Source organism: Kitasatospora sp. NPDC085895 (assembly GCF_040702125.1).
Lineage (GTDB): Bacteria > Actinomycetota > Actinomycetes > Streptomycetales > Streptomycetaceae > Kitasatospora > Kitasatospora arboriphila.
Genome location: NZ_JBFBJY010000137.1, coordinates 1 through 12397, shown reverse-complemented (window position 1 = coordinate 12397; position 12397 = coordinate 1). Strand labels below are relative to the sequence as shown.

General features: G+C 70.1%; 9 protein-coding genes and 1 pseudogene. 5 read left to right on the top strand and 5 right to left on the bottom strand.

Features of this window, described 5'->3' with window-relative positions; translation table 11 throughout:
• The 3 genes and pseudogenes from AB0442_RS39850 to AB0442_RS39840 all read left to right on the top strand — a co-directional run.
• A pseudogene (locus AB0442_RS39850) lies at positions 1–721 on the top strand (hypothetical protein); the annotation flags it as partial.
• 251 nt (positions 722–972) lie between these two features.
• Entirely contained in the window at positions 973–1473 is a 501-nt protein-coding gene (locus AB0442_RS39845) for a hypothetical protein (RefSeq protein ID WP_366168410.1), read from the top strand.
• 275 nt (positions 1474–1748) lie between these two features.
• Positions 1749–2333, top strand: coding sequence for a hypothetical protein (locus tag AB0442_RS39840; protein WP_366168409.1), 585 nt, complete (start codon positions 1749–1751; stop codon positions 2331–2333).
• 317 nt (positions 2334–2650) lie between these two features.
• Here the strand turns inward: AB0442_RS39840 and AB0442_RS39835 are convergent, their stop codons facing one another.
• Positions 2651–2851, bottom strand: coding sequence for a hypothetical protein (locus AB0442_RS39835; RefSeq protein WP_366168408.1), 201 nt, complete (start codon positions 2849–2851; stop codon positions 2651–2653).
• 115 nt (positions 2852–2966) lie between these two features.
• Between AB0442_RS39835 and AB0442_RS39830 the strand changes: the two genes are divergently transcribed.
• The gene (locus AB0442_RS39830) at positions 2967–5354 is read left to right on the top strand and encodes a helix-turn-helix domain-containing protein (protein ID WP_366168407.1); all 2388 of its coding nucleotides are present in this window, start codon (positions 2967–2969) and stop codon (positions 5352–5354) included.
• An 827-nt stretch (positions 5355–6181) separates the two neighbouring features.
• The gene (locus tag AB0442_RS39825) at positions 6182–8065 is read left to right on the top strand and encodes a tyrosine-type recombinase/integrase (RefSeq protein WP_366168406.1); all 1884 of its coding nucleotides are present in this window, start codon (positions 6182–6184) and stop codon (positions 8063–8065) included.
• A gap of 425 nt (positions 8066–8490) precedes the next feature.
• Here AB0442_RS39825 and AB0442_RS39820 read toward each other — a convergent pair whose 3' ends face one another.
• The 4 genes from AB0442_RS39820 to AB0442_RS39805 all read right to left on the bottom strand — a co-directional run bounded on the left by AB0442_RS39820 (position 8491) and on the right by AB0442_RS39805 (position 11753).
• Positions 8491–9072, bottom strand: coding sequence for a hypothetical protein (locus AB0442_RS39820; protein ID WP_366168405.1), 582 nt, complete (start codon positions 9070–9072; stop codon positions 8491–8493).
• A gap of 195 nt (positions 9073–9267) precedes the next feature.
• Complete coding sequence (locus AB0442_RS39815) at positions 9268–9810, bottom strand: hypothetical protein (protein ID WP_366168404.1); 543 nt, start codon at positions 9808–9810, stop codon at positions 9268–9270.
• 375 nt (positions 9811–10185) lie between these two features.
• Positions 10186–10668: a hypothetical protein gene (locus tag AB0442_RS39810; RefSeq protein ID WP_366168403.1), complete on the bottom strand. Its 483-nt coding sequence runs from the start codon at positions 10666–10668 to the stop codon at positions 10186–10188.
• A 638-nt stretch (positions 10669–11306) separates the two neighbouring features.
• On the bottom strand, positions 11307–11753 hold the full coding sequence (locus AB0442_RS39805; RefSeq protein ID WP_366168402.1) for a hypothetical protein: 447 nt from the start codon (positions 11751–11753) through the stop codon (positions 11307–11309).
• Between the last annotated feature and the right edge of the window lie 644 nt (positions 11754–12397).

Below are 12397 nucleotides of genomic sequence, written 5' to 3'. Positions count from 1 at the left end.
TCACTCAACCGTCGGAGAGCCTCGCTCGTTTCGCTGCCCGCTGACGTCACCCAGCCGTCACCCGATCGGTGCCCGCGCTGAAAACGCTCACTGGTTCCGGATCTTCTGGACGGAGGCCCACTGCCCGTTCCCACCCCACTCGCGCAGGTTCCGGCGGACGGCCGCGATCCTGCTCGTCCGGGCCGCCGACGGCATGGACGCTCAACAAGCAGCCGAATACCTCGGCTTTCCGCCCGGCACCGACCTGCTGACCGACCCGGCTCAGCAGTCGGTCCCCGCCGGCTCCCGAGAACGCATGGACAAAGTTCGCGAAAGCCTCCACCGGGTCGCCGAACACCTCGCCGCCATTCCTCCGGCCGACCACGTCGACTACCGGCACCGCCGCCGGCAACACGACTCCTGGCACCTCGGCGACGACGCGTTCGCCGAGCTCGTCAAGCACTTCGTCGCGGTCAACAAACGAAAGCCGACAGCCCCGGCAAGCCAACTGCACGAGGCCCTCTCCGCGCTCATCTGGTCACAGGTCACAGGGAGCGAGCCCTGCCTCGCTCCCTGCTTCCGTCCGCCCTTCGCAGCACCGGGCCGCAGCACCGCCAGGACCGATCCGGCCATCCTTCTCGCCAACCGGCTCAGACGAGACGCGCCCCGCTCGCCCTACTCGGTCCTCTTGCCAGCGCTGGCCCACCATGTCGACAAACTGCTGACAGCCTGCCCGCGGTGACCCAGCACGCTTGGCCCGGGATCTGTCACCTCACCCGCCCGCTCGGTCAACAACATCGCCTGGCAGTCCCTGATCGCCGGCTTCCCCCAGGAGAAGGGCATCGTCGACGAGTCCTCCGCTCGACTGGCCATCACCGAGACCCACGCGAGCGAGTAGCCACGGGCCGCTGCCGGGCTCGGGCACCCGCAGCGGCCCACCACCACCCAAAGCCGTTGGACAGTCCATCTCCGCAGATGACAGGCTCCCGCCTCATGGAGCTACTCGATGTCCTGACGGAACTCGCCCGCTCGGGACAGGTGGGTCCGGTCGCGAACGGCGCCAACTTGAAAGCGGTGACCGAGGCGCTCGGCGACCCCTTTGAGGTGGTCGTCGGGAAGCGGCGATCCTGGCCGCGTCTGCTCGCCTTTGGCGACCTTGAGCTCAGCATCTGCCGCTGCCAGAAGATCATCCTGATCTGCCTCCAGACCTGGCGGGACGTCGTCGAGCTCCCCGCGGGCCTGGTCACCGAGCAGACGTTCCCCGGCCACCCCAAGTACGCGGACGTGATCGCGGCTCTCGACCACGCCGGTTGCGCCTGGCAGCCCTACACGCCCCTGACCTTCGACAACCAATGCGCCATCCAGGCCACCTCCTCCGGTGTCGTCTTCGTTTTCGAAATCCACGAAGGAGAAGACCCCATCCTCAACATCGCGGGACCCCAGCCCCACCAACACGACTGTCCGGCTGCCGCCAAAACCCGCGCGACACCGTGAGCATGAAACTGACACCGCGTTCACGATGGCCCCGGCGGCCCGACGGCTGCCGGGGTCATTTCATGCGGCTTCATCGACAGCGACCATGTTGCGTTCGTGCACATCTTCAGCGTCGCGCAACAGTCGAGCGGCACTGCTGACGACTACTACCACACTGGATCGCAGTCACAGAGAGCCACACCGCCGAACAACACCTCGCAAAGTAACGCTCGCAACGGCTCGCAAACTGCAAGTCGCAATCCCAGGTCACAGAAGCCTGACTCGCAACCTATCCATTGAAGTCACACCCGGCCCCGACTTCCACCGCCCTACCCGCCCCGCGGGGCCAGGCCGACGACACCGACCCGGACACCGTTTCCTCCCGGGAGGTAAACGGACGCGGTTGGAGTGGCCCGGGCCGTGAAGCCCAATCCCCCCGGGATGAATCCCCCGTACCCGGGCAGGCCGAGGGCGGCTGGCTGCGCGAACTCGTCGACCAACGGCTCGCACAGCAGGCCGTCGACCACCCGGCCCCGCCCCACCAGCCCGCGGCGGCCGCCGGCGAAACGGTCACCGTCCCACCCTCCCCCGACCAGCGAGGCCTGCCGTACGCAGACGTCCGCGTCGACCTGGACCCCGACACTTTTGGCTTCTACTGGGCGCTGCTCGGCTGGACGGCCGACCCGGACGTCTTCCTGGTGACCGGCGAAGGCCGCCGGATCGGATGGGTCGAGCGCGGTCTCGACGGCCTGGGGGATCGATGGGTCGCGGTGTACGAGGGCTTTTTCCTCGGCGATGTCGCCACCCAGGAGCCAGCCCTGCACGACACCCCCGCGCAGGCCGCCCTGACCGTCCTGACCGCCTACCAGCAGAACCTGTAGAGCCACAGGCCGACCAGGCTTGCCCAAGCCGAAAACCTGCACGTCAGACGCCTGGGCAAGCCGTGGGCAAGCCCCTATGACGCAGGTTCCGCCATACTGAACCAGGCAGGATCAGCACGCCAGCCAGAAGGCACCTTGGCTGGCCGGACCTGCAAACGCATGCCGAGATAGGGCCACTCCAGTAGGGCTGGCCGCTTCCAGCGCGGATCTGGCGTCTGATCATCTTGATGCGCTTCACGCGACCTTGGACCGGGCCGGAGTTCCAGCGGAGGGTGAGGCCGGCCACGACCGCGTCCTCGGCCGAGCCCGCGGGGGGCTCAGGTGAGGAATTGGGCGAGCGCCCCGATCACGGCAGCGGTCACGGTGAGGACGGTGGCGAAGGTGGTGGCCGCGCGCATCAGGGCGGCTGGGTAGGTGGCACCGTCGAGCCGCGCCAGGGTGCCGGCAGCCGCTGCAATCAGAAGCGCGAACACGACGACCACGGCAGAGGCGAGCAGGACAATCGCGAAACGAGTCACGGCGATCTCCCCTTGTGAGATGGGATGTTGGTGCGACTGAGTCTCGTGAAAGCAACGTTCGCCAACGTTCGGCGGACGAAAATGAACACTGGCGAACACATCGGCAGGAGGCCAGGTGAGCGGGGAGCACGACGAGCGCGAGGCGGCGCTCACCGAGCTGCGCAGGCAGATGGAGAACAGACGGCTCCACAAAGGGCTGAGCAAGGTTGTGCTCGGTGACCGAGCGGGACTGGGCCGCACCACCGTCCATTTGGCCCTTCAGGCCGGTGGTCCCGTTCCCTCGCCCAGTACCGTCGCAGCCTTGGCCCGCGTACTGGGTCTGCCCGTGGAGCCGTTGCTGGCTCTGCAAGGGGCCGCGGCGGGCAAGGCTGGCCCTGCGCCCAGTCGAGAGAAGATGTTGGGCAAACCGATCGGGGATTGGGACCCGCATGATCTGGAGGTCCACCCCGCCGGAGCCAACATCGCCGCGGCGGGGACCAGCGCCCGGCTCATGAGAGTTCTGTCTCGCTATGTTCCCCGGGCCCACGATCAGGTGATGGCCGAAGTGGTGTGCGAGGCAGCAGAGGGCCGCAGCCAAATGCTCGTGCTCGTTGGGACATCCTCCACGGGTAAGACCCGGGCGTGCTGGGAGGCCGTTCAGCCGCTCGCCGCCAGGGGCTGGCGGCTGTGGCACCCATACCACCCAGAGGAGCATCAAGCCGTACTCGCCGACCTGGAGCGCGTCGCGCCCCGGACAGTCGTGTGGCTGAACGAGGCGCAGCACTACCTCGGAGCCCCGCGGGTAGGTGAAGACATCGCCTCCGCCCTCCACACTCTCCTCACTGAGCCAGGACGTGGACCGATCCTGGTCCTGGGAAGTCTGTGGCCGGACTACGCACGCGCGTACACCCAGCTGCAGGCCTTCGGCGGAACCGACCGGCACCTCCGGGTTCGGAAGCTCCTGGCCGGGCGTACCCTCACGGTCCCAGAGACGTTCGGCCCCCAGGAACTCCGCACCGCACAAGCCTTCGCAGGGGACGGCGACCAGTTGCTGGCCGACGCCCTCACCCGAGCCGGTGGAGACGGGCGGGTCGCTCAAGATCTCGCCGGAGCCCCCGAACTTCTGCGCTTCTACGAACAGGGCAGCCCCGCTGTCCGAGCCCTGCTGGAGGCCGCGATGGACGCCCGCCGCCTCGGCGTGGGTCTCCACCTCCCCCAGTCCTTCCTCACCGATGCTGCCGCCGATTACGTCGCCGACGTCGACAAGGACCAGCTCACCGGCGACTGGGCCGGAGCTGCCTATGAAGACCTCGCCCGACCTGTTCATGGCAAGCAAGCGCCTTTGCGCCGCATACCGGACGAGCCAGCACCCGGCGAAGCGTTAGATTCGGTTCTCCGCCTTGCCGACATCCTCGAGCAGCACGGCCGTGGCATTCGCAGACGGTTGTGCCCGCCCGCCTCCTTCTGGCGCGCCGCTCACGCGCATCTCACCCGTCCCGACGATCTGTACGCCCTCACGGACGCTGCCGCGCGGAGGCACCGTCTGCTGTGGGCCCACTGTCTGCGGCAGAAGGCCGCCGACGTCGGGCATCCCAGCGCACTGGCGGAGATGGCACGCAGGAGCGAGTGGGTCGGGGACCAGGAGGGCGCTGACACCTTCCTCCGGAAGGCCGCTCAGACCGACGACACCAAGACTCTGATCAGCCTGGGATCCATGCGAAGAGAGATCGGAGACCAGGAAGGGGCCGAAGCCCTCTACCGGAAGGCCGCCGACGCTGGTGACACCGAGGCCATGGTTTTGCTGGCGTGGCTGCGTGAGGAGGCCGATGACCGGGACGCGGCTGAGACCCTCCTCCAAAAGGCGGCCGACGCCGGCGGCACCTTCGGCATGGACGACCTGGCAGCGCGGCGAGAGAGTGCCGGGGACCTTGCAGGTGCCGAAGCTCTCTACCGTCGGGCTGCAGACGCCGGTAGCACTCATGCTCTGATGAGTCTCATATCGATGCGGGAGAAAGCCGGGGACCGCGAGGGCGCCCAAGATCTCCTCCGCCGAGCCGCCGACAACAGCGACGCCAGGACCCTGACCTCCCTGGGGGACGCGCTGCACGTGCGCGGAATGCAGGACGCCGAAGCCCTCTACCGCCGGGCTGCGGACGCTGGCGACCTGCTCGCTCTGTACCGCTTGGCAACGATACGAGAGGAAGAAGAAGACAGGGACGGCGCGGAAGCCCTCCTAAGGCAAGCAGCTGACGCAGGCGATGGCGGAGCCATGGCGAGGCTCGCCAAGAACAGAGAGCTGTCAGGCGACTGGGAGAGTGCCGAGGCGCTCTATCGGCAGGCTGGCGACGCCGGCTACATCCTCAGCCTGACCTACCTGGCGCACATACGCCAGAAAGCGGGGGACCAGGAAGGCACCGACGCCCTCTACCGAGAGGCCGCGGACGCAGGCCACTGCTTCGACTACACAGACCAAAGATGGCGCTACGGACTCGAACCGGACGGCTCGCCAACCCCCTGGCCCTGAGCGGACCCTGAACTTCCACTCACCCGTGGTGGCGAAACGAGCATGGGCTGCTGCTGCGGTCCCGTCCGCGACCGCAGCCTCAACCGCGCGTGTCGCTGCGGAAAGCCGGTCTCCACCCTGGCCGCCGACTGCTCCACGGTCTATGAGCTGCACTTCGACGCGGGCAGCGTGCGTCCCGGAGACGCGACCAGCTGACGGTGGTCCGCGGGCGGCTTTCACGGAACACGCGCCAGAGCCCAAATGATCTGCCCAATACATGCGTGGAATTGCTCTGCTGGCCAGTCAGCCCCCAAGCAGGTCTTGCTTGCCAACCGCCGGAGGACGTCCGCCTGCTCTGGCTGCAGGTTGGACCGACGGTAGGGCCCACCCTTGGGCCCACGGTTGGAAGAGCCGTTGCATGTTCGGTAGGACGGGAGGTAGGACGACCCTTCAGCGGCAAGGGGCTGTTTGCCCAGATCAGACCCATTGGGCAAGCCGTTCGGCGGCCAGGACACCTCTTCCCACGCGTTAGCCGTGGGAAGAGGTGTCCTTCCCTGCACCCATCCGGCGCCGCAATCGGCATCTACTGTCGGAAGTGCCGTGGGTTCGGGGAGTGTGGGGTCTGGCTGCTGGGTGTGTGTGCTGTTCAGGGGGTTTTCACCTGGTCGGGGTGGGGTTGGGTTGGGTGTCGGGATTCCTGACGGCGGCGGGGTGTAGTCCGGTGGGTCATGGTCGATGCGCGTGTGGTGGTGGCTGGGCGTCCCGTGCCGGGGCCGTGGCCGGCCTCCGGCCCTGGCCCGGATCCGAACCGGAACTGTGGGTCGGGCCGGGAGGGTGGGTGGCCGGGGTTGGAGGAGCGGTTGCTGGATCAGTTCCTCCTCGCGGGCCTGGGCGCGGGAAACACCGACGGCACGCTCGCGGCCGACCGGGCCGCGATCACCGAGTTCCGCACGTTCACCGGCATTCCGCTGTGGGAGATCCGCTCGGCGGACGCGGACCGCTTCCTCGCGCACCAGCGCCGGGACAAGGCCCTGATGCCGATCACCGTCTACGGGAAAGCCGCCAGGATCGCCCGTTTCTACGACTTCCTGACCACCCGCTACCGCACGGACATCCTCGCGGTCACAGGCTGGAGCGTTCAGCAGCCGATCGACGAGTTCAACCGGCCCCACAAAGGCCCGGACCGCCTCGTGCGCATCCCACCGTCCGGCCGCGAGATCACCGACCTGTTCGGCGCATGGCGCACCCGCCTCCCGAAAGCGCGAAAGTTCCTGCCCGCCGCCCGGGACTACATGACAGCCTCCCTGTGGCGCCGCGGCGGCCTACGGATCAACGAGACCGTGATGCTGAACGTCGGCGACTGGTACCCGCACTGGGGCCCACACGGCAAACTCCACGTCCGGCACGGCAAGGGCAGCGCCGGCACCGGCCCCAAGGAGCGCCTGGTCCCGGGGATCGACGAGATCGACGCCCTGATGACGTGGTGGCTCACCGATGTCCGCCCGCAGTGGGGCGACGACCTCACCCACCCGGGAGCGCCGATGTTCCCCAGCGAACGCCCCGACCGCACCGGCCGCTGCGCCCGGGTCGGGCCGGACGCGATGCGCGCCGGCCTGGCCCGCGCCGTGGATACCCTGCTGCCCGCCTGGTCGCGCCGCCTCACCCCGCACGGCCTGCGGCACTTCTGCGCCTCGTCGCTGTACGAGCGGGGCATGGGCCTGCGGGCGATCCAGGACCTCCTCGGGCACCGCTGGCTGGCCACCACCAGCGGCTACATCCACGTCCACCAGGACCACATCGAACAGTCCTGGGCAGGCGAACGCGCGCATCGCCGCCCGGCTCGGCTGCGAGGGGTGACGCGCGTGCGCTGGAACCTCAAAGAGTGCGCCGCCACCCGCGGCGTGACGACGTGTGCGGGGATGCGGCGCCTGCTGGCCGGTGCGGGCCGGCGCTTCAGCACCGGGAAGATATCCGCCCTGTGGTCAGGCACACCGATCTCGATCCGCCTGGACGACCTCGAGACGATCTGCGCGGTTCTCGGCTGCGAACCGGGCCACCTCCTGCTCCCCGACCACCCCACCCCCCTGCCAGCCCCAGCCGCCGCACCGTACGGGCCCCAACCGGTCGCCGCCGCCGTCGCCGCCGCATCGTGCGGGCGCGGCGCTGCCGACGAGCAGCGGGTCGCCGCCACTGCGCCGTACGGGCCCCAACCGGCCGCCGCCGTCGCCGCCGCTGCGCCGTGCACACCTGAACCCGCGGCCGCCGTGCCCCGTGAACCCGCGGCCGCTACGCCTTGCAGACCGGGCCCACACACTGCCGCCGCTGCCGCCGCTGCCGACGCGAACGGTGGCGCGGGTGTGGGGCGTGTCCGTCCCGGTGCCGGCCGCGTCTTTGGTGGCGTCACGCGTCGGCAGCCGCCGACCGACCGCCCGCTCAAGGACCGCACGCCCGCGCCCGAGCTCGAGCCGGCGGCTGCGGCGGCACGAGGCGGCCCGCTGCCGGACACAGGGCACAGCCCCAGGGCAGCCGCCTCGGGGCCGTCCGCGGCCGGCCCAGGGCCCGCGGGCGCTGCTCCCGGGCCCGCGGCCGTCGGACGGGCCGAGAAGGCACCAGCCGGGCAGGCACGAACCGGACAGGCGCGAGCCGACGAGGTACCAGCCGGCGAGGGTTCCGGCCCCGTGCGGGGCGGGCCGCCCGCGCGTGGTGTGCGGCGTTCGGAGCCGCCGGCATGACCCGCCCCGCCCTGTGCCAGGTCTGCGCCGACCGCCCGACGGCCATGCCCCGGGTCCCGTACTGCTTCACCTGCTGGCCCGGAGGCCCGGTCCAAGCGCCGCCGTGCCTGCGCTGCGGCTCCCGCACCCACTACTACGCCGTCGGCCTGTGCAGGCGCTGCCATCCCGCCGCAACCCCACCACCGGACTCCTGCCGAAACTGCCTGGCCTGGGGCGCCACCCGGCACCTGAAGTGGCTGTGCCACGGCTGTCTGACGTGGACGTACACCTACGCCGGTCCCGCGGCCCCGTGCCGGGTGTGCGCCTGGGAGTCGATCCTGGACGGGGACCGGGTATGCCGGTCCTGCCGCAAACAAGCAGCCCTGGTCCGCTCCGTGCGCGGGCCCCTGGTCACGCTCGAGGAGAGCATCACCAACGGCCACCAGCTATTCATCGCCGACCTCTTCTGCCGCCGCCGCCCGTCGGCCCCAGCAACCGCTGCGCCCCCACCCACCGCGACCGCCCTGCCCGCTCTGCCCGCGCCCGGCCCGCGGGCCGGCACGACTGGGCCCACCACCGCAGCCGACGTCGTACCTGGTCTCCCCGCGGCCAGTACCCACTGCCAGCCGGTCCTGTTCGAAATGGCCCGCACCATCAACCACCAGGCCCCGCTCTCCCTGGCCCAGAGCGCGGACCCCGCCGCCCTGGCCCGCGCCCAACAGGCCGTCGCGCTGCGCGCCGCACGCCTGGGGTGGCACAAGCGCCAGACCGCGGACGTGCGCATCGGCGTGGCCGTCCTCCTCGGCCTCCAGGGCGACGCCGGCGGCCAGGTCCGCGTAGAGGACGCGCCGGTCCTCCTGCAGTTCGACCACCTGCCCCTCAAACACACCCTGGACGTCCTCGACGACGCCGGCCTGCTGGCCGACCAACGCACCCGCGACACCGCCGCGTGGGCACGCCCCCGCCTCGCCGTCCTGCCCGCCCCGATGGCCGAGGAACTGCACACCTGGCTCGACATCCTGCTCCACGGCAGCACCAGCACACCCCGCCGCCGCCCCCGCTCACCGATCACCGCCCGCCTCTACCTGGATTGGGTCCTGCCCGTGGTCACCCACTGGTCATGTGCCGGCAAGACCTCGCTGCGCGAGATCACCCACCAAGACACCCTCCAGGCGCTGCCCACAGCCGCTGCCGCCAAGGCCCACACAGGACGGGCACTGCGCTCACTGTTCGGCATCCTCCACGCCCGCAGCCTGATCCCCACCGACCCCACCAGCGGAATCAAAACCGGATACATCCGCACCAAGGTCCCCGTGCCACTGGACCCCGCCCCCATCCGCGAAGCCCTCAACGACCCCGACCCAGCCCGCGCCCTGGCCACTGCACTCATCGCCTTCCACGCCCTGACCAGCCACCAGGTCCTCACCCTGTGCCTCGCCGACCTCCACCCCGGCCGCCTCCAGCTCGGCCCACGCTCCATCCCCCTGGCCACCCCCGTGGCAGAGCGACTGGCCGCCTACCTCGACCACCGCACCCGCCGCTGGCCCGCCACAGCCAACCCCCACCTGTTCCTCAACACCCGCAACGCCAACGGCACCCGCCCGGTCGGCCGCCGCTGGCTCAAACTCCTGCTCGCCCCCCACCTCACCGCCACCGCCCTGCGAACCGACCGCCTCCTCGACCAGGCCCAAGCCACCAACGGCGACACCCGCAACCTGGAAACCCTCTTCGGCCTCAGCAACGCCACCGCCCAGCGCTACACCCACACCGTCACCAACAACAGACAGGACAACGGCGCACCCCCACCACGCGCCCCCGCGGTACCCGTTGACCACCCACCCCGGTGCAGCAGCCCCTCCCGCGCAGCAGCCGCTCCCGCCCACACCCCCGCCACCTTGGGAACACCCCCAGGGCCCAGCCCGGTCGGACACCGCCACCCGCGCCCAACTACCCAGCCAGCCATGCTCCCTGGGGCAACCCCGCCCGAACGGAGTCCCACCCAGGCCGAACGATCACGTGGTCCAGCACGGGCGACAAAAGCCAGAACCGCCTACCAGACCTCACCTGAAACCCCGACCAGTAGCCACCTCAAAGCCGCCCCCGGCAGATTCAATCGTGATGACGTCAATTATTCAGACTCATCAACCCTTCCGGCGGCCAATAATCCTGCGCCGAGAATTCCATTCCAGGATGGTGTCCCGACGCCAGAAACGAGTGTTATCAAGAATGAAATCCGGCTCCGGCCCGGCCGTGGTCGCCCCTCCGCTCGGCGGCGCGATAAACCGCAGCCAGGTAGCCATGGCAGGCCGAGATTCCACCGGAATCGCCTCATACGCCTCGTCCCGATCCAAGAGATCCCCAGGCCTCTGCTGCTCCGGTGCAGGGTCTCGCGGATCGACATCAAGCACCGGGATCGGCACCTCGGTGCCGTTACGGAGGTTCTCGGCGTGCACGGCGAGCTGCTCGCGGTCGTAGAACCTCTTGCGGGCGCCAGCGCGGTGGAAGGGCCGGATCTCGGGCGGGAACTCCAGCCACAGCCGGCGCTTGCGGTAGCTGGCCGACTGGTAGCCGAACAACGCAGCAGCCAGGGCATCATCAACGGCGCTACGGCCGGCGGGAATCATCAGGTCTCTCCAACAAGTGATCGGGCAGACAGCGAAACGCTGCCACACCCCCACACCAAGCCACGCCCGCACAGGGCGCAGCAACGCGCTGGCCGGCCGGGAAACGCCAGCTGGCCCGGACCAGGAGCGGTCCGGGCCAGCCGCCCAGGGCGGCTAGGGTGAGCAGCAGTGAGGCAGGAATTTCGGGGCGAGGTCATCGCCCGGAGGACCTGCGGATCGATCAGCGGTCGGCGGGTCGTGCACCTAGTCCAGACTCCCCATCAAGGGGACCGCCCCACAGGGCGGGCGGCCCGCCCTCCGTACCCCAGACTTCACCGCCAGCCCCGCTGCGCCGTGCGGGGCGCAGCGTGCTGCACAGGCGCAGCGCCCCGGACTGGCGGGCGCTTTTCCCTCTTCCCCCGCGGAGCGGGTGCGTGCCGGGCCTTCGGCCCGGAAACAGCGGCGTGCCTTCGGCCCGCACGCTCCCCGCTTCGCGGCTCGCAACCCCCGGCGGGGGCGGAAGCCTGCGGCTTGCAGGCCGGGCCTGGCGGCCCGCCAGGCCCGGCGGCGCTGCGCGCCTTCCTGGAGGGCGGGGCGGTCGCCTGCGGCGTCCGCGTGCCCGTGTGGGCGGCCGGTGTGGCCGCCCACACGGGGCCCGGTCAGGTGCGGTCGGCGGCGCGGATGATCAGCACGGGCTCCAGCGGCCCGTAAGCCTGGCACTCGTCCCACTGGAAGCCGGAGTCACCGGCGGCGCCGAGGGTGACGGTCGGGTGGCCGAAGGAGCGCACGAACTTGAGGTCGTGGCAGGCGTCGCAGTCCGCGCAGGGCTGGTAGGGGCGGGGCCGGGCGGTGAACGGGAACTCGTAGGACAGGTAGGCCGCGCGGGCGTCGGTGACGTCCTCGCCGTCCTCGGTCCAGGCGTACCCGATCACCAGGTCGCCCTCGGCCACCTCCTCCGGCAGGACGACCACGGCCGCGGTGAGGTCAACCCCCTTGCCCTCCCACGCCCACGCCTGGACGATCACCGTGATCTGGTTCGGGTCCGGGTCCACCAGCACGGAGAAGACCGGCGAGGACGACACGGACGCGAAAGTAATCTGGGACATTGCATTTCCCTTTCAGTGAGTGACCGATCAGCCGGGCGGGGCGCCAACCCCTTCCGACAAGAAAAAATCTACCACAATCCGTGGAGTCGAGGCAGATGTTTTTCCACTCGCGCCGACCAAGAATCCACCCAGCCGGTCCGACGGGAAAACCTGGCACCCGCTTTCCGATACACGATGCGGGTCGCGGAGACTGGGCCGAAAACCAGTGAAACCGCCGGATGGGCATAGGCTCTGCGGCGGGATCATCTGACGTTCAGCACTTGATACACGCTCGGGAGGGTGTCCAGGTGATTCGACGAGCCAGCGTGCCGGACGGCCAGCCGGGAAGTGGCCGGACGCGCCCGGATCCAGCCCCCGACGGTCGGTCAACCCGCCCACCCCCGGGCCACCCTTCCCCCAGTCAGCCCTACCCGACCTCAGCCACAAGACCAGTTCAAACCCATGAACAGGGCTCAGCCACCCGGGCCGCCGGAGCGAAGCGGAGCGGCCCCGGAGGGAAGCGAAGCGGACCGACCAGGCCCGGCGAAGCCGGGCCGGCCTGACCGAAGGTCAGGCCACCGGCCCGCCCGGCGGGGGCGCCCCCCCCCCCCCGGCCGGGGGGCGGCGGGGGGGCCGAGCGCCCCACGGGCCCCCCCCCCCCCCAA

Excerpts from the sequence above, each read along its gene's own strand:
- AB0442_RS39845 (WP_366168410.1), top strand. The coding sequence starts at position 973 with ATGGAGCTACTCGATGTCCTGACGGAACTCGCCCGCTCGGGACAGGTG.
- AB0442_RS39810 (WP_366168403.1), bottom strand. The coding sequence starts at position 10,668 with ATGATTCCCGCCGGCCGTAGCGCCGTTGATGATGCCCTGGCTGCTGCG.
- AB0442_RS39805 (WP_366168402.1), bottom strand. The coding sequence starts at position 11,753 with ATGTCCCAGATTACTTTCGCGTCCGTGTCGTCCTCGCCGGTCTTCTCC.